Consider the following 26067-nt stretch of genomic DNA (forward strand, 5'->3'; position numbering starts at 1 on the left):
AGATTGTATTATGAGACAGTTAATAAAATCATGAATAAAGGCTATAATAACTCCAATAACAATAAAAAACAAAAAAATGACTGAGTTCTAAATGAGATTAAAGTGTAGTTATTAGCAAAAAGTGCAACTTCACCATTTTAAGGAGAATAAATCATGTTTCAAATGAATTTGATAAAAAAATTAAAAACTTCTTATGAATTAAAATTATCTCCAGATAAAAAATTCTTATGTCATAACAATAGTAAAACGATTGTATATGACGTAAATTCATTTAAAGAAGTTATTGTTTTAAACAAACCTTCAGATCCAGGCAGAATAAGATTTTCTCCAAATAGTGAGTATTTATTAATCAAAAAAACAACTGGCGGAATTTGGGTTTATAAGACGGATAACTTTCAGTTAGTGAAGGTCTTAAAATCAAATAAATCTTTTAAGTTCCTTGAAAGAGATTTTACTTTTACTCAAGACAATGAAACGATTCTTGACACTCTGCAAATAAATCAAGAAGAGCAAATTGTAGCTATAAACATCAATTCTGGGGAAAAAATAATACTGACAGAATTAAAATACAAAGACTCTATAATTAGTCACAACCATTACTCCAAAAAAGGTAATTTTCATTTATTTACATTAGATTATGTGAATGAAAAAGGATATAGAGTAAACAAAATGATTAAAGTTAAAGAACCAATTAATAAACAATCCATTGAGGTCATAAGTAATGAAGAAATTTTATACTGGGAATCGATTATCTTTAACTCAGTAGCAAATGCGTATATTCTGGTTATTAATTATGAAATCATCTTAGTTGACTCAAGCTTTAAAAATGTATTGAAGAAAGTAACTATTGTCGATCATGAATGTCAGGAAGCGACAGGATACTTTTATCACATCTATCTTTCGACTAATGGAAAATTCATTGCACTCACTTACAGTAATAGGATATTTATCTTAAGATTTGAGGATTTAGAAACCATATTCATTGAAGATGTTCCTTATGCATGTTTTGCTGAATTTAGTAACGATGATCAATATTTATTTATTGGCACTTGGGAAAACGGCTATGTTTTTGAAAACAATTTATAACATGGCTCAAAGCAAATTTAAAGATGATCATTCAAGTGTTTTTCCAGTTGAAACTAAATAAGAGTACATTAAATGATTATAGGAACACTAATACTCATAGCAGGATTGATAGCTTAGGTTTTAAATATAATTTATTTATTAAAAGATGAACTTCCTGATGATAAAAATGGGTTCAAAGTTCTCAAAATTGCACTGTTCATCATTCTTTTTGAATCCACTTTTACTTACGGTACACTTCTTATCATCATTGCTGGCATTTTAATAATTAAAGGAGTATGGTAAGTCAATTGAATGGTCATTTTGGTTTGTATTTAATTAAAAAACAGCCGTTACAATGGATATGAATCATTTGTAATGGCTGTTCTATTTATGTAATTAAATTAAACTAACTACATTAATGATGTTATTTACTTTTACTTTAATCCTATGTTTACTTTTCTCATATGTAATGGTACCTAGTCCTATTCTGATTTGACTGATAGAACCTAGAGCATAAAACACATCATCTGTTAACGTTTTAAGGTACTCTTTTTGCCCTGACTCATCTAAACTTCCCCAATCGTTTTCTTCCATTTCTAAAAAATCATAAAATTGTGGAATGTTTGCGATCGCTTCGGATAAATCTGAAACAATATCATCGTATTCTCTTGCAAATTTCACACCCATGTTACATCAATCCTTCTTTATGTTCGCTCTAATATTGAGTACTATCTAGTACTTTTGTAATCAGTACCTCCACTCGGCGATTAGCTTCACGCCCTGCCGGGGTATCATTCGTATCAACAGGATGATATTCACTATATCCAATTGCACTAAAGTTTCGCGGATCTAATTTTTCATTCTCTAATAAAATTCGCATATAATTCAAAGCTCTTGTTGAACTAAGCTCCCAATTCGATTCAAATTGTACTGAATGGTGTGGAATATTGTCTGTATGTCCTGCTACTAACACTTCATAGTCTGGATATTTCTCGAGCAACTCTGCAATCGTGACCGCTAGTTTTCTAGATTCAAATTTCACATCCGCACTCCCAGGTTCAAACAAAGTATTATCACTGATCGTTAACTTTAGCAAATATTTATCCATTTCTAATTTTAATTGAGAGGTCAATTCATTGTTATCTATGTATGCCTGCAGCTGATTTTTTAAACTCTCTAAATCATATTTATAATGTGGAGTGAAATTCGTTTCATCAATCGAAGTTAAATCTCCGTTATCAAAATTATCAGCTGATTTTACCTTAGTATCTCCTTCTAGTATACTCGTGCCCCCATCTAAATAGGCATTTAAAGAGCTTGCAACCCTTTTGAGCTTTTCAGCATCAATTTCACTTGAGCTAAAAAGCACAATAAATAAAGCAAGTAACAAAACTAGTAAATCTGCATATGGGATGAGCCAGGATTCATCGATTTTAGTGTGATTATCTAACTTCCGCGTACGTTTCACCGGCTACACTCTCCTTACTTCCTTTCCCATCCTGATCACGTTCATTTTGAGGAAGAAAAACGGATAACTTATGTTGAATCGCAGCACTTGAAATACCTGATTGAATAGAAAGTAAACCTTCAACCATCATAAGTTTCAACTCAATTTCCCTTTGAGATAAACGTCTTAACTTATTGGCAAATGGATGCCATAACACATACCCCGTGAAAATACCTAATAAAGTTGCGATAAATGCAGCGGCAATAGAACGGCCTAATATATCTACATCATTTAAAGTACTCAAAGCTGCAATTAAACCAACAACAGCCCCTAGCACACCTAAAGTAGGTGCATAAGTGCCCGCTTGTGTAAAGATTTGCGCTCCAGCCTCATGTCTGTTTTCAGTTGCAGATATATCTTCCATTAATACCTCTCTAACAAAATCGGGATCATTACCATCAATAATCATTCGCATCCCGTTTTTCAAAAATGGTTCTTCAATATCATTCATTTTATTTTCAAGAACAAGCAACCCTTCTCTTCTTGTTATCATCGCCCAGTCCTTAAATACAGCTATTGTTTCTTGTTGTGTCAATAATTTTTGTTCTGTAAAAAGAATTCTAAATAATTGAGGAATTTTTTTTAGCTCATACATTGGGAAACCTATCATGACAGATGCGATAGTTCCTCCAATGATGATAAGAATTGCAGCAGAATTAAATAAAGATAAAAGACTTGCACCTTTTAATACCATTCCAAAACCTAATGAGAGTAATCCAATTAATAAACCAATCATTGTACTTTTGTTCATATGCTGATCTCCTTAAATGTGATAACAAACGCCAATATAAGTTCTTTTTTCGTTGTATCAAACAAACTTCGACAAGAATAAATAAAATCCTGCTGATTAAATAATTAAAAGTATAGGAGTTTCTTCCTAATAAAAGGACTCCTATACTTCGAATTAGTTCATAAGATCTACAAATTTACTATATTGGTATTACATTGTTATCTTCCTAATAAAATCTGTGCATATGGTGATGTAATTGGTAACATAATGATCGGTTCACCTTGGAAGGTGGTTAAATAACTTTCTAATGTACGATACAATTTATAAAAATCAGCATCTTTTCCATAAGCTGCATTGTAGATACTTGCTGCTTCTTGTTCTCCTTCAGCAATGATTTTCTTAGAAGTTGCTTGAGCTTCCGCTATAAGCTCCTTCGCTAAACGATCTGCATTGGAAGTGATTTTACGATATTCCTCATCACCCTCTGAAAGGTATCTAGCAGCAATTGCTCGACGATCTGAGATCATTCGCTTAAATACACTCTCTTTATTTTCATTCGGTAAATCAGTTCTTTTAATACGAACATCTACAATTTTGATTCCATATTTATCACGTTCTAATACACTTGCCACTTCATCGGAAATTAGTTTGTTTAAATCGCCACGTGCAGATCCAGTCTCACTAATTATATCTCCATAATCAATCTCAGACAATTTACGTCTTACGGTGTTATATACAGCATTGTCAATTCTTTTTTCACCATTACTTATCGTCTGTGCTGATTGTAAAAATTGTATCGGATTTTCAATTCTCCAGACCGTATAATTATCCACTTCGATCGGTTTTTTGTCCTTTGTTAAAATCGGTGTTGGATTGCTATCATATAACATTTGTCTTTTTGGAAGTGAAGTCACCGATTGGATAAATGGAATTTTAAATTTAATCCCTGGGTCTTCATAAATTTGAACCGCTTCACCAAATTGTAATACTACTTTGTATTCCCCTTCATTCACAATAAAGAGAGAGGTAAATCCCAATAAAATAACTAAAGCTACAACGATAATTGCTGTTATTAATTTTCTTTGATTTTTCATTGTCCCTCTCCTCCTTGTGATGATTTATTCGTAGATTTACTGTTTGTTAGTTCATTTAAAGGTAAATATTTTACGGTATCCCCTGAATCATCTGTAACTACAACTTTTGCATTTGGAAGAATTTTTTCTAACGTTTCTATCACTAAGCGATTTTCAGTAATCGTAGGACTCTTCGCGTATTCAGTATAAATAGCGTTAAACTTTTCAACGTCACCTTGTGCGTTTAATACACGAGATTTCTTCTCTGCTTCTGCGTTTTCAATTAATGCTTGTGCTTCCCCTCTAGCTTTTGGCAAACGATCATTCATATATTCCTGAGCATTATTAATTTTCGTATTCTTTTCTTCTCTTGCATCTGTAACAGCTTTAAATGCAGCTTGAACTTCCCCTTCAGGCGGTTCTATATCTTGAAATTTAATATCCATGACTTGAATACCTGTAGCATAAACTTCCTGTAATTTAATTAATTTTTCATACACATCACTTTGAATTTGTGTTTTACCTTCTGTAATTGCAAAATCTAAATTCGTAGACCCCATCACAGAACGAATGGATGCAATAGCTGAATTTTTAAGAAATTCTTCTGGGTTCTCAATGTTGTATAAATAGTCTCGAACATTACTAATTCTCCACTCGACAACTGCGTCTGCGGAAACGATGTTTTCATCCCCTGTGATCATTAGGGCTTCTTCCTCTTTTGCTACGGTTTGACCATTGATCACATCGTAACCGATATAAATTTGCTGAGTTCTTTTAGCTGGTAATTTAACGACCTGTTGAATTGGATAAGGTGCTTTAAAATGCAGTCCTGATTCCACTACAGTATCTGTATATTTCCCAAATGTTAAGATTGCAGCATGCTCTTGCTCCTCTACGGTATAAAACATCGTTATACCGGCTAAAACAATTAAAACTACTATAAGTCCTGCTACCACTTTTTTGATCGTTCCTGGTGGTAAAGGAGGCATCTGGGAGTTAGATGACTTCCCATCTCCATTAATGACTTCCATGTTTATTTCCCCTCTCTGTTTCTTTCCAATATTATGTATGATAATAGTAATCATTCTATACGTTATTGTAACAGTCTAGTTTCAAATAATCCACAAAAGAAACCCAACCTCAATAAACAAAGAGTGAGGGAACAGCTCACTGATAATTCTTCACACTCAATTCATCTAGCCGTTTAAACGAATACCCTTGTTTACGAGCATCATCAATAATGCTTCCCAAAGCTTCTGCATTATCCTGAGATACGGAATGTAAAAGAACCACAGCACCCGGATGAAGCTGTCTCATGACATTGTCATAAGCGTACTTCCATCCCTTTTGAGCTTTGGTATCCCAATCTTTATAGGCTAAAGACCAGAACACGTTCGTATATCCTAACTTGCTGCTGATTTCCAGAACTCGATCATTAAAAATCCCTCTCGGGGGTCTCATATATTCCATTTGCCACTGCCCTGTCACTTCTGCCACAGCAACCCTTACCTTATCCAATTCTTCCTCAACACGAACATCAGAAATAGTAGACATATCAGGGTGTCCCCAAGAATGATTACCAATTAAGTGCCCTTCATTTACCATTCGTTTTAATAACTCAGGTTGTTCTTTTACATATTGACCTGTCACAAAAAAAACAGCGGGTACCCTTTTTTTATTTAATACATCCAAAATTTTTATAGTGTGCCCATTTTCATATCCATTATCAAATGTTAGATACAATACTTTTTTAGATGTATCTCCGAGAAAAATAGCATCGTGTTTTTTTAAAAGGTCTATAAAACCCTCTTGTTCTATTGATGCAGGCTCGCCATTACGACTCTTCTTTAATCCAAAATGATAAACGTCCGTATACGCAAACACGCTATTAACAAAGTTTGCACTCATCACCAAACCGAATATTACACATATACAAACCAATAACCTTACTTGTTTTGTTTTCTTCACTGTTTTTTCCTCCTAAATTTAATTCTCCACTGAAAGAAAACCTTTGTCATGGTTAATATTCCAAAGATGGTTATTGTTTATCCCCTGTCTTAACGGTTGGTATTTTTGCGCACATTGTAAAAAACGTGCTAATGTACTCTATCCATTAGCACGTCCCGCAATTCAATACTCTGAATGTAATTCAATTGTTTAAAACTACATTCTTAGTATCATTCATCATTCTATTGTATAAAACTAATGAAATCATTTATTTTTTTATTTGATGAACTCCATGGCCTAACGCACCTTCTGCTGCTTCCATTACAATTTCACCCAGTGAAGGATGCGCATGTATGGTTAAAGAAATATCCTCTAAGGTTGAACCCATTTCCACAGCTAAACCAAGTTCAGCAATTAAGTTGGAAGCTTCTTGACCTACAATCTGTCCACCGAGCACGATACCTGTTTCTTTTTCTGCAATGATTTTTACAAATCCATCTGTAGCGTTTTTGGACATCGCACGACCGTTACCGCCGTAATTAAATTTATTCATTACAATTTCGATTCCCTTTTCTTTCGCATCTCTTTCCTTCAATCCAACACTCGCCATCTCTGGATCAGAAAATACAACTTCAGGAATCGCTTTATAATCAATGATACTAGGTTGACCCGCAATCACTTCTGCAGCAACCTTTCCTTCATAACTAGCTTTATGTGCTAGCGCATAACCTTCTACGATATCACCTATCGCATAAATGTTAGGTACACTAGTTTTACATTGATGATCAATTTCCACTAATCCCCGATCCGTCAATTTCACTCCAATATTTTCAAGACCTAGTTGATCAGTGTTTGGACGACGACCTACAGTAACAAGCACATATTCCGCTGTCACTTGTTTTTCTTCGCCTTTCACTTCAAAGGTCACAGTCACATCATTGTCTGTTACCTCTGAGCTTTTCGCCATCGCATTGTTATACACTTCTACGTTGGATTTTTTTAGATTTTTGCTGACAAAACGAGTCATCTCTTTTTCAAAACCTGGTAAGATCGTGTCCGCTCCTTCTAAAATGGTTACCTTTGTTCCAAACTTTGCATAAGTTTGCCCTAACTCTATTCCAATATATCCTCCACCGATTACAACCATGCTTTTCGGAATTTCTTGTAATAATAACGCCTCTGTTGAAGAAATAATACGATCTCCGAAGGGGAAGGTCTTTAATTCAATCGGTCTTGTACCTGTTGCAATAATACAGGAGTTAAATTTTAAACGTTTACCTTCTTTCTCGTTGCTTACACTCGCTACATTTTCTTCAATGAAAAATACTTCTCCACTTAAAATTTCAACATCGTTTCCCTTAAGTAGGAATCCAACACCGCCTGTTTGTTTTTGGACAATACCGTCTTTCCATGCTTGTACCTTAGCATAATCTATTTTCACATTATCCGCTTGAATTCCGATGTCTGCTCCATGGCTTAGTGATTCATATTTCTCTGCAGCTGAAATTAAAGCTTTAGATGGAATACAACCACGATTTAAACATACACCACCAAGTGCATCTTTATCTACAATCGTTACTTTTTTACCAAGTTGAGCAGCACGAATGGCTGCTACATACCCTCCTGGTCCTGCACCTACAACTAGAACGTCAACCTCTTCAACGAAATCTCCTACTACCATGTTTACACCTCCATGACTAACAATTGTGGATCTTCTAATAGCTGTTTAATGTAATTCATTGCATATTGAGCTGTTGCACCATCAATAATGCGGTGATCAAAACTTAAGGACAATGCCATCACTTTTCCGACTGCGATCTCTCCATCTTTTACAACAGGTTTTTCCGTAATACGTCCTGTTCCTAAGATAGCAACTTCAGGATGATTGATAACTGGTGTAAAAAACATTCCGCCAGCAGAACCAATATTTGTGATACTCATCGTACTTCCTTTTAACTCATTTGTTGTCAATTTACCTTCACGAGCTCCCGTTGATAAATCTTTAATTTCTTGGGCAATGGTCCAAATGTTTTTCGCATTTGCATTTTTAACTACAGGAACCATTAAACCATTGTCCGTATCTGTAGCAATTCCGATGTTAAAGTATTTTTTATATACAATTTCTTGCTTATCATCATCAATGGATGTATTTAAAACTGGATATTCACGTAAAGCAGCAACCAAAGCTTTTACGATATAAGGCAAGTACGTTACTTTGATGCCTTTTTTCTCCATTAACGGTTTCACTTGTTCTCTATATTCGACAAGTTTTGTAACATCTACTTCGTCCATGATCGTAACATGGGGCGCAGTATATACGGATTTAACCATCGCATTCGCAATGACTTTACGTATCCCTTTCAATGGAACTCTTTCTTCTAGTTCTTCTACACCTACGGATACAGCTGCTGTACCTGCTGCTGGCGCTTCGGCTTGTTTTGGTTGTTCCGTTTCAACTAAAACTTCAATTGGTGCTGCTTCTGTTTGTACTGCAGTTCCTCCTGCAGAGAAGGAAAGAACGTCTTCTTTCGTAATACGTCCATTTTTTCCAGTACCCTGAACTTGATCAATCTGTATACCTTTATCTCTTGCAAGTTTACGAACACTTGGCGTTGCAAGAACTTCTCTATGATCTACTGGAGTAGGTGCCTGAGTGGATACTTCATCTGGTGTTACCTCAGCAACCACTTCGTTAGAAGGCTGTTCTGGTTCCGCTTGAGCTTCAGCAGCAGGCTCATCTGCACTTCCTTCTACTTCTCCTTCAACTTCGATCGTAGCTAATATATCACCAACTACAGCTACCGTACCTTCTTCTACTTTTAATTCAGCAATTTTACCCGTCACTGGTGAAGGAACCTCAACGACAGCTTTATCGTTTTGAACTTCCATTAGAATATCGTCTTCATTGATCGTATCTCCTGGAGCTACGTTCCATTTTACGATTTCTCCTTCATGTAAACCCTCGCCTAATTCCGGCATTTTATATTGAAAAAGTCCCAATTTATGAACCTCCCTTTTAGAAATTGATTACTTCTTTTACACCTGCGATCACTTTTTTCTCATTTGGCAGCCATTCTTTCTCGATTTGTCCGAAAGCTACAACTGTATCAGGTGCTGTTACTCTGATGACTGGAGCTTCTAAGTGTAATATGGCTTTTTCATTAATTTGAGCCATAATTTCCGCTGCAGCTCCTGACGTTTTTTGTGCTTCTTGAACTACAATGGCACGGTTGGTTTTTTTCACTGACTGAACAATGGTATCTATATCTAAAGGCATTAAAGTACGTAGATCAATCACTTCTGCTTGAACGCCTTGTTTTTCTAATTCTTCTGCTGCTTTTAACGAAGTATGAACCATATTACCATAAGTAATAATGGTGACATCACTGCCTTCGCGAACAACGTTTGCTTTTCCAATCGGTACTGTGTATTCGCCCTCAGGCACTTCGTCTCTGAAAGAACGGTATAATTTTAAATGCTCCATAAAAAATACTGGATCGTTATCACGAATGGCAGAAATCAATAATCCCTTTGCATCATATGGATTGGAAGGAATTACAACCTTGATTCCAGGTGTTTGCATCATTAAACCTTCTAGGCTATCTGTATGAAGTTCTGGTGCGTGAACCCCGCCTCCAAATGGTGTTCTAAACGTAATAGGGCTATTATATTTCCCACCTGAACGATAACGCATGCGAGATGCTTGTGCACAAATAGAATCCATCGCTTCAAAAATAAAACCTATAAATTGAATCTCTGCAATCGGACGGAACCCTTGTACACCTAATCCTAGTGCTAATCCACCAATTCCTGATTCTGCTAATGGGGTATCAAAGACTCTATCTTCTCCGAATTGTTTTTGCAGTCCTTCAGTAGCACGGAATACACCGCCGACATGCCCTACATCTTCACCGAATAGTAGTACATTTTCGTCTCTTTCTAGTTCAACTCTCATTCCATCTTTGATGGCTTCAATCATTGTCATTTGTGCCATAACTTAATTCCCCTCTTTCTCTAAGTAAGCTTTTTTTTGTTCTTCAAGATGTGGTGGTGTTGTTTCAAACATGCTATCTATAAGATCAGGTATCGTCATTTTTGCTGTTGATTCTGCTTTTTTGATTTGATCAGCTACCGTTTGTTTTGCATCTTCGATCGTGTTCTTTTCATCATCTTCTGACCAAAGGTTTTTCGTTTCTAAATATTTACGGAAACGTACGATTGGGTCTTTCAATGCCCATTCTGATTCTTCATCTTTCGTACGGTATTTCGTTGGATCATCACCAGACATGGAGTGTGGTCCAAAACGATAAGTGATGGCTTCGATTAATGTAGCACCTTCTCCGTTGCGACCTCTTTCAGCAGCATCTTGAACTGCTTTGTACATAGCAAGTACGTCCATTCCGTCTACTTGTACAGACTTAATCCCAGCAGCCAACCCTTTTTGGGCAATCGTTTCTGCAGCTGTTTGTTTTGATGATGGCGTTGAAATCGCGTAACCATTGTTTTGCACTACAAATATAACAGGCAATTTAAAAGCACCAGCAAAGTTCATTCCCTCATAGAAATCACCCTGTGAGCTTCCTCCATCCCCCGTATATGTAATGACTACATTTTTTTTGCCACGCTTTTTAAGTCCCATTGCTACACCTGCACTCTGTACAATCTGAGCACCAATGATAATTTGCGGCATGAGTACATTTACATCTTCAGGAACCTCCCCACCATGCTGATGACCTTTGGAATATAGGAATGCTTGGTACATGGGTAAACCGTGCCATACGATTTGCGGCATATCTCTATAACCAGGACATACAAAATCCTCTTTATTTAAAGCGAACTCACTTCCAACCATAGAAGCTTCTTGTCCTGAGACAGGTGCATAAAAACCTAACCTTCCTTGTCTCTGTAAGCTAATTGCTCTTTGATCCCAAGTTCTAGTGAAAACCATTCTTCTCATTAATTCCCTTAACTGATCGTCACTAAGATTTGGCATAAGTTCTTTATTAACTGTGCCATCCAATGAAAGGATAGATAAAAGTTCTACTTTATTTGTGCGAACCTCATAACTCGCTTTGTCCATTACTGAAACATGTTCCATAGTGAATTTTCACCTCTATTGTAATTTTTTAATTTTTTTATAAATCAGAACATCAACAATGTAGATCAGGCCTAGTATTATAATTAAAAAATGGCCTGCATTCAGCTGATTAAGTATTGTTATTATTGCTGTTATACTAATATTATCATACTGTTTTAAAATAATAAAGGAGGTGATTGACCATTTTATTAATAAACTAAACATTCATTGAATATAACAGTATATAGAATTATATATTACAGATATGAATTTCCCTATCCTTATGTTACAAATAAAATAATTGATTTTAATAATACTTAAAATAGATTGTGTTTCATTTGACAATGGAAAGAAGGGAAAAAAGTCCTTTTGCTTATCATGATCATTTTGTGCTGAATTTAATAAAATTACTCTGAATAAATGGAAGGTTGATGGTTATGAACGATACTCGTTATTACAAAAGAATAATAAATAAAGAGCAGATCCAATCCACAATATTAGATGATGTAAGAAGTTTACGAGTTTATCTACCTCCAGGATATAATGAGTTGTCTTCATATCCTGTGATATATTGCCAAGATGGCGAACAGTTTTTCAATTTTGGCAGAATTGCTACACATGCAACTCGGCTTATTTTAGAGGAAGATTTAGAGCCTGTTATTATCGTAGGAGTTGATGTGAAATTATCAAAAAGAACTTCTGAATACGCTCCAGAAGGAGAACGTTTTGAGATTTATAAGGAGTTTTTCATTCATGAGCTCCTTCCATTTATAGAAGAAAAATATCCTGTAAGAAATCTTGTGAGTGAGCGGATCATTGCAGGTGACTCATTAGGAGGAACAGTATCTCTGCATCTTGCTTTAGATCATCCTAATCTTTTTCAAAAAGTGATTTCTTTATCTGGCGCTTTTTTAGACCGTACACAAGCTCGTATAGAGTTAGAAGATGACTTATCTTGGTTAGAGCTTTATATGATCATTGGATTGCAAGAGGACGTGGTACAAACGGAAAGAGCCACTTTTGATTTTCTACAAGCCAATCGCGTAACGAAAGAAATTTTATTAGAGAAAAAAACGAAGCTAAAATATGTTGAAAAAGACGGGGAGCACTTGTGGGGTTTTTGGCAAAATGAGCTTGATGAGATACTGAAATATTTTTTGAAGCGTTGATGAGTGGAATCAAAAAAATCAATGCCTGATTTTCGGCTACGGAATTTTACGAACTCGATATAATTAGAATAAATCTAAACGTTAAAGGCTGGAGGTAAAATAATGATAACAGCTGAACTTAAAAAAGAATATTACCAGGCATTGATAGATAAAAAAACAGAATATGAAGGGGTCTTTTTTGTAGGAGTAAAAACAACAGGTGTGTTTTGTCGACCTACATGTCCAGCCAGAAAACCTAAATTCGAAAATTGCGAATTTTACGTCTCTGCCGAACAAGCACTTCTAGCTTCATTTCGCCCTTGCCAACGCTGTCGCCCACTTTCTCATCCTAATCATGTTTCAGAGATTGTAAAAATGCTCGTAGAGGCGGTTGAAGAAAATCCTGAGAAGCGATGGAAGGATAAAGATTTTCAAGAATTATCCGTTGATGCCTCAACAGCGCGGCGCCAGTTCAAAAAAAGATTTGGTATGACATTCGTTCAGTATGCAAGGGCAAGACGAATGGGACTAGCCATGAAACAAATCAGATCAGGTGAAGCTGTGATTGAGGCACAACTTTCATCGGGGTATGAATCTAGTAGCGGATTTAGAGATGCTTTTTCTCGTATTATGGGTGCCGCGCCTACTTTAGTGGGGAGTAATAACATCCTAAGGGCATCGTGGATAGATACTCAACTTGGCCCGATGGTAGCTATTGCGGATGACGAAGCGCTTTACCTTTTAGAATTTGTAGATCGTCGAGGACTGGAACGTGAAGTTGAACGCCTTAGACAGAAAACAAAATCAACGATTATTCCAGGTCACACGGAACCGATTCGTTTAATTGAAAGGGAACTAATTCAGTATTATAAAGGGGGGTTAAGGGAGTTCAAAACTCCACTTTTTTTGCTCGGATCTCCTTTTCAAAAGAGTGTGTGGGAAGAATTAAAAAAAATCCCCTACAGTAAAACAACGTCTTATTCTGACATTGCTGCTGCAATTGGAAAGCCATCCGCCTTTCGTGCTGTTGCTCAGGCAAATGGCGCAAATCAACTCGCAATTGTCATTCCATGTCACCGCGTCATCAACACAAACGGTGAGTTAGGCGGTTATGGCGGCGGACTGACACGTAAAAAATGGCTTATTCAGCACGAAAAACAAGGAGGATAAACATGATTACTCAATTAGATAAGGCGAATTTACTAAATCATCTCCATATTAAGGGTGATCCCCTGATTTTATTTAACATTTGGGATGCTGGAAGTGCTCAAGCGATACAAAGTGTAGGTTCAAGGGTAATCGCTACAGGAAGCTGGTCAGTGGCTGCTGCACATGGATACGCAGATGGAGAAAAATTACCATTTGATTTAGTTCTTGCAAACCTAAAACGAATTATTGCTAGTGTTGATCTTCCGGTGACTATTGATTTAGAGGGAGGTTATAGTCAAAACCTGACCAAAATCCAAGAAAATGTTACAAAAGTTATTGAAGCCGGGGCAGTAGGAATAAACTTTGAAGACCAGATTGTTGGTGGCAAAGGACTATATTCGATTGAAGAACAATGCAATCGTATTAAAGCAGTCCGAGATGCAGCTGAACGTGCATCAATTCCCATTTTCATCAATGCCCGGGCTGATATTTTTCTTAATATCGAACCTGTTAATCATAATAACAAGCATTTGGAAGAAGCAATACTCCGTGCCTCTGCCTATGCAGAATTCGGGGCAAGCGGATTTTTTGCTCCAGGGCTTAGGAATGCTAAATATATCGGTAAATTGTGTGAACTTTCACCCATACCTGTCAACATCATGGTACTGCCTGATACACCTCCGGCAAAAAAGCTTGCAGAATTGGGAGTTGCACGTATTAGTCATGGACCTGGACCCTATGCTGAAATACTGAATACCTTAAAAGAAACTGGACGTAAAGCTCTTTCAATGAGTTGAGTTAACATATTTACATTGAATTAAGACTATACTTGTCAATTCATGGGTGCATTTCTTAATAAGAAAAGCGCCCTTTTCATATTATATAGCTCTAAAATAGCCTATTGAAGCACTAACTTGGATTAGGATAAAAAGATAACTATTCTTCTCGATATCTTGACTTGATCCGTTCCATCATATCCAGAATCTCATCATTATCTATTTCGATATTGTTCGATTCAAATTTCTGTTCAAATATGTTGGCCTCAGTTGAAATATACTTCTTCATTTGATCAACAAAATGATCAACAGAATTTAAATTCGTCAATTCAGATAAACTAGCTGTGCTAGTTGGTTCCACTTGAGGATGCTCTATAAATTCATCACTATTACCAACCGCAATTTTATAAAAATCACGCACAAGAGCAGCACGATCAGAGCCACTGCCTTCTACAACGACAAATGCATGAACAATAAAAGATTTCGTTTGCCGTCTTTGCGCAATTCCGCAAAACTTAAATCCATTGATACTTAAATCGTAATCTCCAGGACAATAAGAGCCAATAACTTCTCCTTTATTTATTTCCCGGGAAAAACCACCCAATGTATTTTTTATAAATTGATACATGATTTCAAAGTCATGATGAATATTTATTTCACCAATTGGCTTTGGTAAAATAATGGAAATATTGATAACCCCTTTATCCACAGGAACTGCTGCTCCTCCAGAATGTCGAACCATCACATCATATCCTTGCTGTTGCAACCATGCAACGCCTTCTTTTGCTTTTGGAAGTTTCCAATCACGCATTCCTAATACAAAAGCTTTCATATGCCTCCACATATGAATCATAGGAGTTTGTCCAAATCCTACTTTTCTACAAGCTACTTCATCAAAGGCAAATGGATATAAAATGTTTTGCGTTAAGACGTTGTTAGTATGATTAACTAATAATATATTGTTCGGCCAACGAAATGATGTACTCATTACGATCTCCTTTATAAAGTGAACTTATCGTGTAATAAAATATTCACTTTATTATACACAAAAACAACCTTCAAAAGTGAAGAACATTAAAGGTCATAGAGACCCTTTGCCAATATGAAGTTAAAATTGGAAAAATATACTCTCTTATATAAAAAAAAGAGGCAGATAATTATCTCCCTCTTTTTTCAATATTAAGATGTCATTGCTTCAATCATTTTATCTAAATGTGTAACTTTTTCAGTTAGTTTTTCATTCAACTCAGTCATTAAAGCCAATGTATGCTCTAAGTGTTCCTTTACTTTCTCCATATCATGATCTTGATTTGCTTTAATTAATTCTTTCTTTACATCCATTAGTTCTTGATGAATCTCAAGCACTTGATCATGTATGCCTTTTGCCTTTTTCCAATGTTTTTTTGCTTTTTTTATAGCTTCTTTTTCATGATCACCCTTTAAGCATAAATCAATGATTTCGCCTTTTTTTTCATTGATTTGCATGTGTAATTCATGGCTCTTTTTTCTTAAATCATTGAGCTTATAAATAATCTCTTTATGCTCATTCATCATGGAAGGTGTGCTTTTTTCCATGTTCATTTCACTTTGTTTCATGTCTTTCTTATATTTCTTCTCTTCCTTAATTTCTTCAGGCTTTATGTTTCCTTTACCCTTCTTTTCTTCTTTGATATCTTCCTCAGGCTTTATGTTGTCTTTCTTTTCTTCTTTGACATTTTCCTCAGGTTTTATGTTTCCTTTGTCTTTCTTTTCTTTCTTCATTTCCTCAGGCTTTACATTTCCTTTGCCTTTTTTGTCTTTCTTCATTTCTTCAGGTTTTACATTTCCCTTACCCTTTTTGTCTTTCTTCATTTCTTCAGGTTTTACATTTCCCTTACCTTTTTGATCTTTCTTCTTTTCTTTTACTTTTTCCTCAGGTTTCACTTCTTCTTTCTTTTCAGGCTCAACTTTTTCTTCTTTTACTTTTTCACCGCGATCATTATTTTCAGGTGGATTTACCATTGTTTCAGAATCTAATATTTGAGCAGAGCTTATGCTCATGACACCAAAAAACAGTACAATCGCTAATAAAATAGAGCTAATTCTTTTCATATCCATTACTCCATTCCTCATAAGATTTGTTATAGTATATGGATAGGTTGTGTCATAACTCTAAAAAAAATGTATGGATTGGAGAAATAAATGAGTCAGCAAAAATTCGACTTTACAAATGGAAGCATACAAAAAAAGATGATTTTATTTGCCACGCCTGTTTTATTGGGGAACATATTGCAATCATCCTATCAATTAATTGACAGCCTTTGGGTAGGAAACTTACTTGGGGCCGAAGCACTTGGAGCACTCACTATATCTGCACCCATCTTTTTTGCCATTCTTTCATTTATGATCGGGATCAATAGCTCAACTTTAACTATTTTATCTCAGCAAAAAGGTAAAAATGACGAAAAAGGACTAAGGAAGTCACTTAATGCATTCGTTATAATTTTGGGTATTTTATCTATTTTATTTGGTATAATCGGATTTTTCTTTTCAAATATATTACTCAAGTGGTTAGGAACACCAGAGGAGATTTTACCTTTGGCTAAATCTTACCTGCAAATCAATTTTTTAGGCATTATATTTTTGTTTGGATACAATTTTATAGGTACCATTTTAAGAGCGTTAGGAGACAGCAAAACACCTATTCGATTTATTTTATTAGCCGTTATATTGAACACTTTTCTTGATCCATTATTTATTTCTGGGTTTGGATTAGGAATGGAAGGGGCCGCATATGCTACTGTCATCTCACAAGCGATCGCTTTTTTATATGGATTATGGTACTCCATTTTCAAAGCCAATGTTCCATTTACTATACCGAAGTTTCCAGAAAAACAAGATGTGAAAACTGTTCTGAAATTAGGAATTCCTGGTGGACTTCAGATGATTGCTATTTCAAGCGGTTTAGTTGTTGTGTTAAGTGTTGTCAACTCATTTGGAAAAGATGTCATAGCAGGGTTTGGTGCTGCTCAAAGGATCGAAAACATTATTTTACTCCCTGCATTTACATTAGGCTCTGTTGTAAATAGTATGGCTGGACAAAATATTGGAGCAGATCGATGGGATCGAGTCAGCGAAATAGCAAAAAAGGGTTCTTATATAATCATTTCTTTAACATTATTGATCAGTTTATTTGTTTTTTTAAGTGCAGAGTTTCTGGTTCGATTGTTTGTAGATGATGCGGATACAGTGAATTTTGGTACTACTTATTTAAAAACCATTGCATTCTTTTATCCATTTATCGGGATTAATTTTGTGTTAAATGGTGTTGCACGTTCGTCAGGTGCTATGATGCAAGTACTGATATTGAACATTATTTCATTTTGGGTTTTACGTTATCCGCTTGCGTTAGTGTTTTCTTCGATATGGGGAGAAATAGGTATCAGTATTGGAATTGGGATAAGTTTTGTTGTGAGTTGTGTGCTTGCGATTCTTTATTACTTTTTTGGAAAATGGAAAGAGGTTGACATTTTTGAGGAGAAAAAGTCGAAAAGTGTGGTATCGTAAGCCACTAAAAAGTTGAACCGGGAAAAAGATGAACACAATGGAAGTACTCATATTCGCTCCACTTGCGTACCCCGCAAAAGTCACTCACATGAGCACTTCCATTGTTCGGTAGTTTCAAGTGGAGAACATACTTGTTAGTTTTTTCTTTGAAGTATTAGTGGCTTACTATACTGGGAGATGGGAAAGAGGTGAACAAAATGGTAGCACTCATATTCGCTCCACTTGCGTACCCCACAAAAGTCACTCACATGAGCACTTCCATTGTTCGGTAGTTTCAAGTGGAGAACATACTTGTTAGTTTTTTCTTTGAAGTATTAGTCGCTTACTATACTGGGAGATGGGAAAGAGGTGAACAAAATGGTAGCACTCATATTCGCTCCACGTGCGCGCCCCGCAAAAGTCACTCACATGAGCAGCACTTCCATTGTTCGGTAGTTTCAAGTGGAGAACATACTTGTTAGTTTTTTCTTTGAAGTATTAGTGGCTTACTATACTGGGGCAATTGAGAAGAGATGTAAGTCATTTCGCAGTGGATTGTTTCATAGGCAAAACAAATAGACCTTCGTCCTGCTGCCACTCTGCATAAAATATATCCTCAACTCTTTTGATGTTTATTTTCACCAATTCATTTTGCAACCAAGTTTCATCAAAACCACTCGCTGTTAAATTATCTAACAACACTTCCCCATCAATAATAAAAGTTACTGCCAGATAAGTTGGGCGTGGATGCATGTCTAAATCTTGCTGTGTAGTAGTTGAATATAATGATTTCTTAAGAACTGAAAGTGTACCGTTTGATTCTAACAAAGCAAATTCTACTTCATGTACTGAAAAAGTATCTTTTTGACGTAATAATGTTTGTAACTGGTTGATGCTCATTTTATTTTTTCTTAGCTCATTTCGATCAATAATACCATTATGGATTACAATGGAAGGGTTGCCTTCTAGGAAACCGCGAAGTTTTAAAAATTTTATTTCTAACATTTCCGCTATGTACATTAATAAACCCCAAACAAAAACTGCAAATAAAATATAACCAAAACCAATGTCCTCATCATATATTGCATTCCCTACAAGTTCACCCAACACTAAGGCTGATATGAATTCAAATGGGGTAACTTGATTTATTGAGGTTTTTCCTAAAACTTTTGTCATTAAAAAAAGGAGGATAAATCCAATGAATAACTCCACACTAATATCTACAAAATTCATAGAATCCTCATTCTTTCAATCTGTCTTTTAGTTTCCTCTGTTCCTAATGCATGAACTTTTTTATAAATACCAGCTAATACTTCATCATAGTCATCATTTTCTTGATCATTATGATATGCCATCGCTGGTATAAAAGACCTTATAAAAGTAGTGTGCTCTGCATCTTCTCTAAAATTAAATAGTTCTTCAAGCTCTGTAAGTTCTTTATTTGATGCATATATTTCAAACTCATAGGAAGCCGCCGTTTGTTCTTCTAGTATGGTGCCTGCCTGCACTGAAACGTAATATTTTTGCCTTTCCATAATTAAGATAACTCCCCTCAAGTTTTATTTAAGTACATAAATGTAAAAGAAATAAGCACCAACTAGCATTAAAAGTGTAATAATTACATAACTAAGAAGAACTGGATTTAAAATAACTGGATGTTTAGTAGATGTTCCATTTTGATCTTCAGTTCTTTGTTCCTGAGCTAATCTAAATGTATAAATTAACGAACCAATACCGATGATCACAATAAGGACCAACCCAATATTGATGTAAGTACTGTACATACCATTCATGTTTTTTCCCTCCTTTTTACACCCTTATGATTTCCCTTTTTGGGAATTCTTATTAGTCTTATAACAAAAATATTAGACACAAAAAAGCTCTTGATCATATATCAAGAGCTACAAAATTATTTCTAATCCCACTATTCAATCTTCATTAATCTAGTTTATTCCAATATGTACGCCAATGCTTCCACAGCTTGATCTAACGTTTCCACAACTACTTGGGATTTATTAGATAATTCTTTTAACGCATGATGGAATTCTTCAGGACGAACTAGAATAACCGGTTTGCCCATTTGAATCGCTGTGGCAGCATCCATTGCAGTGTTCCACTGTTTATATTTAGGACCAAATAATGCTATAACTACATCTGCTTTGTTCATTAATACAGTAGTCCTGAGGTTGTTCATTTGAGAAGCCGCTTCATCTCGATAAATCGCATTCGGTTGTGTTCCTTTGATCAATTCTCCTATTTCATCAGATCGATCATGTTTTTCCTGTGGTCCAACGGTTTGTATGGAAAGTTTCTTTTCTTTAATTTTCCCTCTAATATTTTCTCTCCAATCATCATGAATTTGACCTGCTAAATAAACGATAAGTTCCATCATAAATTCACTCCTTTAAAATAATCTATTCTATAATAGGTAGTTTTCACTCTGTGAGGATATTCAACCAAAATTAGTTTTTGAAAATTTCACTTGCCAAGTGATCCAAACTAAGTATATCATAAGTTAAATTTCAAACCTTTTTACGAGGTTCAATAAGCCTTTATACAAGTTATGAACTCTTCACTAGAATAAAGGATTTAACAACTATTTGTCGAAATATGCATGGAAGATCATGAAAGGAGCAATCATCATGGCTTTTGAAATTCGTCCATATCCAGAATGGTCATGGTCACAATCACGCGATCAAATTTTTAAGGATTGCCAAAGAAAATATTACTACCATTATTATGGTTCACATAACGGTTGGTTAAGAGATGCGTCTGAAGGTCAGCGCACTGTGTATCGTTTAAAACAAATTACAAACCTTTATATGATGTTAGGTGATGGTGTTCATCTGATGGCAGAGGCTTCTTTAAAACAGTGGCAACTTGAAAAATCCATGCCTGAGCATAAAGAAATCACTGAAGATGTTCGATTTCACTTGAATCAAGCTTATAAAGATTCACTAGACATCACAAGATGGAAGATGGCACCGAAAAAACTAAAAATGTTACATGAGTTATACTACGGAGATAAACTACCGCCAAAACGAGTAGAACAAATTAAAGAGCGCCTAAAACTATGTATAACGAACTTTTTTGAAAGTGAAACGATACAAGATATTTTACAAGATCAAGATATGAAAATAATAGAAATCGAGGAACTAAACACCTTTCTCATCAACGGACAGAAAATTTATGTTAAATTAGATTTTTTATTTAAAAAACGAAACCGTTGGATCATCGCCGATTGGAAAACTGGAAACGAATCTGAGGAAAACAAAAATCAACTTTTGTTATATGCCTTATTTCTACATGATAAATATAATGTACCTTTTGAACAGATGGAAATTAGGTTAGAATACTTATTATCTGGAAAAAGTGCAAAGATTACAATCGATGAAACTGGGCTTAATCAACTTAAGGTTGACATTGTAGAGAGTATGGATCAAATGAAAAAATGTTTAGAGGATCCTGAAATAAATAAACCTCTACCTATCTCACGATTTGCAACAAACCCTAGTAAACGAAATTGTTGGGGCTGCAACTTTAGAGAAAGTTGTGATGAAATAGCTAACTAATGTACTAGGTGTCAATGATTAAATTTAAATGAACTGTTGTAGTAAACCGTAGGCAAATACAACACCTGCGGTTTCTTTCATTAAAAATACAGAACTTATCTTTTGCATAATTTTTAAATATACAAGGAGGAAACCATGCAAAGCATTCAGATCCAAGACATTATTCATGCTAGTCGGGTGCTTAATCCCGTCATCACAACTACCCCACTACAATATAATGAACTGTTATCTCAGATGTATGACTGTAATGTTTATTTAAAACGGGAGGATTTACAAGTCGTTCGTTCTTTTAAAATTAGAGGGGCCTATCTTGCGATACAAAGTTTATCTAAAGAGGTTCGTGAACGAGGTGTTGTATGTGCCAGTGCTGGAAATCATGCGCAAGGAGTTGCATATTCCTGTAACCGATTAGGTATCCAAGGGAAAATATTTATGCCTTCCACTACGCCAAAGCAGAAAATCTCTCAAGTAAAATTATTTGGAAAAGAGTATGTAGAGGTCATTATGACAGGTGATACTTATGATGATGCCTACACGACAGCGATACAATATAGTAATGAAAAAGAAATGGCCTTTATCCACCCTTTTGATGATCCCCTTACTGTTATCGGACAAGGAACGATCGGAATGGAAATTATGAATCAAACTTCCGAAAATATTGATCATGTATTTGTCACTATAGGTGGTGGTGGATTAGCTGCAGGAACAGGTAGTTATATTAAAAGTGTTAGTCCCGACACGAAAATCATTGGGGTTGAACCTGAAGGCGCACCTGCAATGAAACAATCAATTGAACAAGATCAAATCGTCACCCTTGAGAAGATTGACAAATTTGTTGACGGTGCTGCGGTTCAAAAAGTTGGAAAGATTACATTTGAACTTTGTAAACAGCTTGTAGACGATATTGTACTCATCCCAGAAGGGAAAGCATGTACTACCATTTTACAGATGTATAATAATAATGCGATTGTCATTGAACCTGCTGGAGCATTACCGATTACAGCATTAGATCTGTATAAAGACGAAATCAAAGGAAAAAATGTCGTATGTGTTATTAGTGGTGGGAATAACGATATTGATCGCATGCAGGATATTAAAGAACGTTCCCTTATATATGAAGGGTTAAGACATTACTTTATTATTAACTTTCCACAAAGGTCTGGTGCATTAAGAGAATTCCTAGATGATGTGTTAGGTAAAGATGATGATATTATTCAATTTGAATATACGAAAAAAAATAACCGAGAAAATGGACCCGCACTCGTAGGTATTGAGTTAAAACATCGTGAAGATTATGATGCACTCATTCAACGTCTATCAGAAAGAGATTTTAAATATATTGAAATTAATAAGGATGAGAAGTTGTTTAATTTGTTGATATAATTGTAAACTTTAAATACAAAAAATAGCTATTACAAATTCATTTTTGTGAATAGCTATTTTTTCAAACCGTCCCCGCAATGATACTGCAAAGGACGGTTTTTACTACTAGAGATTAATTAATCCATAAAATCTACAAACTGTAAGAAACGCGCAATCATTACAGCTACTTCAGCTCTAGTTGCATTAGCTGATGGTGCAATCGTATTCTCCGTTTTACCACCAATAATGCCTGTCTGTGTCATTACTTCTAATTCTTCTTTTGCCCAGTCACTTATTTCTGCATAATCCGAAAACTTATTTTTTGCAATCAAACTTTGATTTAACTTCGACTCATCAAAGCGTACTAATTCCATAGCTCGATAAATCATAGTTGCTGCTTGTTCACGTGTAATCAAATCACTTGGTTTAAAGGTATTATCATTGTAACCTTTAATAATTCCAGCTTCTACAGCTGCATTCAGCTCGTTTACAAACCATTCCGTTCCTTCTACATCTGTAAAGATACTTGAGTAGTTTTTGTTAGATTTCAAATCTAAGCTTCTAACCAACATCGCTGCTAATTGTGCACGTGTGGTTACCTCATTTGGTGCAAACTTAGTTTCACTAACCCCATTCACAATATATTTACTTGCTAATTTTTCGATGGTTGTTTGATACCAGCCCTCGCTGTCTTCAAAGGTTACCTTATTTTCTACAATCACATACATACTATTGGAATTGCTTTTAATAATCGCTTCATTTCCATCAAATATCGTTGGAATCGGCGAGAAGGTTCCATCTTCATTTAGACGAACTGCAATGGAACGATTAGGATCAAATCTCTTCTCACCAATAATCACACGTTCTACATATTGACCAAAGTGTTCTACTTCTATAGTTTCATCTCCTGAACTGACTTCAATATGAAAATCATATACATCTGATGCTAAATCTAATTCATTTTGCTCTTCAGTTAAATTAGTATCTTTCAATTTATTGATTTGAATAGATATTTCTAATTCGTCTGAAGATACTCCTAATTTCTTAGCCGTATCATCAAGATCTATTTCTTCTACAGGAAGTCGATAAGCAACTTCATCTGTCACAATTTCGATTACGGTTTCATCATTGTTATCTGTTACTGCATTAATACTTTCAGAGCTCAACTGAATGTCTACTGTATCTGTTTCAACTGTTGATAAATCTATAATAAGTTGATCTACTTCTTCTGCTTTTTTTAATGCTTTGGTTATGGTTTTATCATCTACTTCAACTATTGTTTTGATTGTGCCGTCAGATTGATCTTCTGTTTTCACATCATTTACATCAACTTCTACACTTTTAGGTTCGTTTGATTCTTCTTGTTGTTCGGTTGACTCGAGTTCTTCTTCATCAACTTGAGGTGGTGGGGTTCCTCCACTTGGAGAAGTGCTACCGGTACCTCCACTTGGAGTTCCACCGTCTGAGTTTCCACCACTATTACCTCCACTCGGAGGAGTTGTGCCACCTGAGTTTCCATCGTCTCCATCATCTTCTTTATCTTTTAATGTAACTGACACTTCATTTGAAGGTATACCCTCGCCAACATCGTTTAATGCCGTAACTATATAGTAATAGGTTATACCATCTATAACATCGGAATCTATAAAATGAGTAGTCCCAATATTACCTTCAGCATTTATTATCATTTCACTCTTATCCATTTCAGCAATATCTATAAATGGTCCACCCTTTGATTCTGAACGTTTTACCACATGACCAGTAGGTGCATTACTGTTTAAATTAGATTCCCAAGTTAGTTCTACTTCTCCTTCTGATGCTATAACTTCCAGGTTCGTAGGAGGACTTGATGTCCCCCAAGTATCAATTTCAAACCACTCTGACTTTTGTATTGGCTCTTGATTAGGAAGATTTATCGTTACATTGTATTCATAATTTCCTGGTGTTAAGTTAGAATAAAGAAATTCATATCTAGTTTCAGCTGGACCCATAAATACAATTTCTTTGTTTACATTTTTTATTTCTATATTATATGAGATAGCAGACTCAGACTCACCATTATTACTAAAAATTACATTTTGAAGGTTAAATTCTCCACTCATTAATTGATGTTCAAACCTAACTTCTTCAGGAAAATATCCAAATGATACATCTAAATCAACTGAATCAGTTAAATATAAGTCAGTATCTTCCATTACATCGATCTTTTGAACCCATATCCACTCATAGTCTCCCTCTCCTACATATATTTCAAACTTAACACTATCAGGTGTCATTAAGATTGTATTTTCCTCAAAGTAAGTATAACTTGATGCTAAATAGTCTTCTATTAACAGAGAGCTTATCTCTAATGGCTGGCCATTTTTAAGAAAAGATACTTTAACTGCTTCTCCTAGTTCATTATCAAAATTAATTGGAGATTGAAACTCATTCAAGTTAATTTTTTTAGAAAGATGAATTCTCTGAAGCTTATTCTCATCTATCTCTTTTTTAGCGATATATTTCAAATGTACTTCCGACATATCTGTAGGCAACCATAATGTAACCCCAGATTCATTAAATTGAAATTCATTAATATTAAATGTAAAAATACTATCCGGAATGACTGTCAATCTATGATTAATAAAATCATCATTAGATTCAATTTGAAGTTCAGTCACTTCTGATTCATCTATATTAATCTCATCTAAATCAATGATCTCCTGCCCTGTTAAGTTAGCTTGATATAAAAAAATGATATTTTCATGAGCCGCATTTCTTATAGTAAAAGCCATTTCTAAAAAATAACTTTCATTTGATTCTATATTAATATCCTCAAGCTGTTCTAACGTCGAAAACCATTCCCAATCAGCTCCAGACTCATTTGCTCTATATATCGTACCTCTATTAAATAAGATATAAGATTCAAACCCATCTGGTAAATAAAACGTAATATTTCCTAAAATATAAGTGTTAAGGGCTTCTATTTCATTTTCAAAGACTTCTTGATTTAGAGATTCACCCACAACTTCTTCAATAATCTCCCCTTGAGCCTGCACATTAACCAAAGGAACCACCGAAGAAAAAATAAGTAAAAAAGATAATAATGGCACTAATATGTACCTGTTGCTGTTTCTCATGCTGTCAACTCCACCTT

24 protein-coding genes are annotated in these 26067 nt (G+C 35.2%); 7 read left to right on the forward strand and 17 right to left on the reverse strand.

Going from position 1 to position 26067, the window contains the following annotated elements; translation table 11 throughout:
• Window positions 1-153 precede the first annotated feature (153 nt).
• Window positions 154-1086: a hypothetical protein gene (locus tag EPK97_RS08600; protein ID WP_162036206.1), complete on the forward strand. Its 933-nt coding sequence runs from the start codon at window positions 154-156 to the stop codon at window positions 1084-1086.
• A gap of 375 nt (window positions 1087-1461) precedes the next feature.
• Here the strand turns inward: EPK97_RS08600 and EPK97_RS08605 are convergent, their stop codons facing one another.
• The 10 genes from EPK97_RS08605 to pdhA form a co-directional block, all read right to left on the reverse strand.
• The gene (locus tag EPK97_RS08605) at window positions 1462-1752 is read right to left on the reverse strand and encodes a hypothetical protein (protein ID WP_162036207.1); all 291 of its coding nucleotides are present in this window, start codon (window positions 1750-1752) and stop codon (window positions 1462-1464) included.
• A 28-nt stretch (window positions 1753-1780) separates the two neighbouring features.
• Entirely contained in the window at window positions 1781-2533 is a 753-nt protein-coding gene (locus EPK97_RS22370) for an OmpA family protein (RefSeq protein WP_162036208.1), read from the reverse strand.
• On the reverse strand, window positions 2508-3323 hold the full coding sequence (gene motA / locus EPK97_RS08615) for a flagellar motor stator protein MotA (protein WP_162036209.1): 816 nt from the start codon (window positions 3321-3323) through the stop codon (window positions 2508-2510). The genes EPK97_RS22370 and motA overlap by 26 nt, the downstream gene beginning before the upstream one ends.
• A 197-nt stretch (window positions 3324-3520) precedes the next feature.
• Window positions 3521-4396: a protease modulator HflC gene (gene hflC / locus EPK97_RS08620; RefSeq protein WP_162036210.1), complete on the reverse strand. Its 876-nt coding sequence runs from the start codon at window positions 4394-4396 to the stop codon at window positions 3521-3523.
• Window positions 4393-5406 carry an FtsH protease activity modulator HflK gene (hflK, locus tag EPK97_RS08625; protein ID WP_162036211.1) on the reverse strand — a complete coding sequence of 338 codons (1014 nt, stop codon included), beginning with the start codon at window positions 5404-5406 and terminating at the stop codon, window positions 4393-4395. The genes hflC and hflK overlap by 4 nt, the downstream gene beginning before the upstream one ends.
• Before the next feature lie 136 nt (window positions 5407-5542).
• The gene (pdaA, locus tag EPK97_RS08630) at window positions 5543-6283 is read right to left on the reverse strand and encodes a delta-lactam-biosynthetic de-N-acetylase (RefSeq protein WP_162036379.1); all 741 of its coding nucleotides are present in this window, start codon (window positions 6281-6283) and stop codon (window positions 5543-5545) included.
• Between the two features lie 307 nt (window positions 6284-6590).
• On the reverse strand, window positions 6591-8003 hold the full coding sequence (gene lpdA, locus EPK97_RS08635) for a dihydrolipoyl dehydrogenase (protein ID WP_162036212.1): 1413 nt from the start codon (window positions 8001-8003) through the stop codon (window positions 6591-6593).
• A 2-nt stretch (window positions 8004-8005) separates the two neighbouring features.
• A complete protein-coding gene (locus EPK97_RS08640; protein ID WP_162036213.1) occupies window positions 8006-9322 on the reverse strand; it encodes a dihydrolipoamide acetyltransferase family protein in 1317 nt (438 codons plus the stop codon).
• A 16-nt stretch (window positions 9323-9338) separates the two neighbouring features.
• On the reverse strand, window positions 9339-10316 hold the full coding sequence (locus EPK97_RS08645) for an alpha-ketoacid dehydrogenase subunit beta (RefSeq protein WP_162036214.1): 978 nt from the start codon (window positions 10314-10316) through the stop codon (window positions 9339-9341).
• A 3-nt stretch (window positions 10317-10319) separates the two neighbouring features.
• Complete coding sequence (pdhA, locus tag EPK97_RS08650) at window positions 10320-11402, reverse strand: pyruvate dehydrogenase (acetyl-transferring) E1 component subunit alpha (protein WP_162036380.1); 1083 nt, start codon at window positions 11400-11402, stop codon at window positions 10320-10322.
• 434 nt (window positions 11403-11836) lie between these two features.
• On the opposite strand from pdhA, the gene EPK97_RS08655 reads away from it, so the two are divergent.
• The 3 genes from EPK97_RS08655 to EPK97_RS08665 all read left to right on the forward strand — a co-directional run bounded on the left by EPK97_RS08655 (window position 11837) and on the right by EPK97_RS08665 (window position 14493).
• Window positions 11837-12568 carry an alpha/beta hydrolase gene (locus EPK97_RS08655; protein ID WP_162036215.1) on the forward strand — a complete coding sequence of 244 codons (732 nt, stop codon included), beginning with the start codon at window positions 11837-11839 and terminating at the stop codon, window positions 12566-12568.
• 102 nt (window positions 12569-12670) lie between these two features.
• Window positions 12671-13717 carry a bifunctional transcriptional activator/DNA repair enzyme AdaA gene (locus EPK97_RS08660; protein ID WP_162036216.1) on the forward strand — a complete coding sequence of 349 codons (1047 nt, stop codon included), beginning with the start codon at window positions 12671-12673 and terminating at the stop codon, window positions 13715-13717.
• A gap of 2 nt (window positions 13718-13719) precedes the next feature.
• Window positions 13720-14493: an isocitrate lyase/PEP mutase family protein gene (locus EPK97_RS08665; RefSeq protein WP_162036217.1), complete on the forward strand. Its 774-nt coding sequence runs from the start codon at window positions 13720-13722 to the stop codon at window positions 14491-14493.
• Between the two features lie 139 nt (window positions 14494-14632).
• Here the strand turns inward: EPK97_RS08665 and EPK97_RS08670 are convergent, their stop codons facing one another.
• Together EPK97_RS08670 and EPK97_RS08675 are read right to left on the reverse strand one after the other, a co-directional pair.
• Window positions 14633-15460: a lipoate--protein ligase family protein gene (locus EPK97_RS08670; RefSeq protein WP_162036218.1), complete on the reverse strand. Its 828-nt coding sequence runs from the start codon at window positions 15458-15460 to the stop codon at window positions 14633-14635.
• A 191-nt stretch (window positions 15461-15651) separates the two neighbouring features.
• Window positions 15652-16563, reverse strand: a complete 912-nt coding sequence (locus tag EPK97_RS08675) for a hypothetical protein (protein WP_162036219.1) — start codon at window positions 16561-16563, stop codon at window positions 15652-15654.
• 90 nt (window positions 16564-16653) lie between these two features.
• On the opposite strand from EPK97_RS08675, the gene EPK97_RS08680 reads away from it, so the two are divergent.
• On the forward strand, window positions 16654-18018 hold the full coding sequence (locus EPK97_RS08680) for an MATE family efflux transporter (RefSeq protein WP_162036220.1): 1365 nt from the start codon (window positions 16654-16656) through the stop codon (window positions 18016-18018).
• A 519-nt stretch (window positions 18019-18537) separates the two neighbouring features.
• Here the strand turns inward: EPK97_RS08680 and EPK97_RS08685 are convergent.
• The 4 genes from EPK97_RS08685 to EPK97_RS08700 all read right to left on the reverse strand — a co-directional run bounded on the left by EPK97_RS08685 (window position 18538) and on the right by EPK97_RS08700 (window position 20386).
• Window positions 18538-19230 carry a DUF421 domain-containing protein gene (locus tag EPK97_RS08685; RefSeq protein ID WP_162036221.1) on the reverse strand — a complete coding sequence of 231 codons (693 nt, stop codon included), beginning with the start codon at window positions 19228-19230 and terminating at the stop codon, window positions 18538-18540.
• Window positions 19227-19532 carry a hypothetical protein gene (locus EPK97_RS08690; RefSeq protein ID WP_162036222.1) on the reverse strand — a complete coding sequence of 102 codons (306 nt, stop codon included), beginning with the start codon at window positions 19530-19532 and terminating at the stop codon, window positions 19227-19229. The genes EPK97_RS08685 and EPK97_RS08690 overlap by 4 nt, the downstream gene beginning before the upstream one ends.
• A 24-nt stretch (window positions 19533-19556) precedes the next feature.
• Window positions 19557-19790, reverse strand: coding sequence for a hypothetical protein (locus EPK97_RS08695; RefSeq protein WP_162036223.1), 234 nt, complete (start codon window positions 19788-19790; stop codon window positions 19557-19559).
• 155 nt (window positions 19791-19945) lie between these two features.
• Entirely contained in the window at window positions 19946-20386 is a 441-nt protein-coding gene (locus tag EPK97_RS08700; RefSeq protein WP_162036224.1) for a YtoQ family protein, read from the reverse strand.
• A 253-nt stretch (window positions 20387-20639) separates the two neighbouring features.
• On the opposite strand from EPK97_RS08700, the gene EPK97_RS08705 reads away from it, so the two are divergent.
• Both EPK97_RS08705 and ilvA read left to right on the forward strand, forming a co-directional pair.
• On the forward strand, window positions 20640-21569 hold the full coding sequence (locus EPK97_RS08705; RefSeq protein WP_162036225.1) for a PD-(D/E)XK nuclease family protein: 930 nt from the start codon (window positions 20640-20642) through the stop codon (window positions 21567-21569).
• A 135-nt stretch (window positions 21570-21704) separates the two neighbouring features.
• Window positions 21705-22952, forward strand: a complete 1248-nt coding sequence (gene ilvA / locus EPK97_RS08710; protein WP_162036226.1) for a threonine ammonia-lyase IlvA — start codon at window positions 21705-21707, stop codon at window positions 22950-22952.
• A 116-nt stretch (window positions 22953-23068) separates the two neighbouring features.
• On the opposite strand, the gene EPK97_RS08715 is transcribed toward ilvA, so the two are convergent.
• Complete coding sequence (locus EPK97_RS08715; protein ID WP_162036227.1) at window positions 23069-26050, reverse strand: S-layer homology domain-containing protein; 2982 nt, start codon at window positions 26048-26050, stop codon at window positions 23069-23071.
• Window positions 26051-26067: the final 17 nt, after the last annotated feature.

It is taken from the genome of Chengkuizengella sediminis (genome assembly GCF_010078385.1).
GTDB lineage: Bacteria > Bacillota > Bacilli > Paenibacillales > KCTC-33759 > Chengkuizengella > Chengkuizengella sediminis.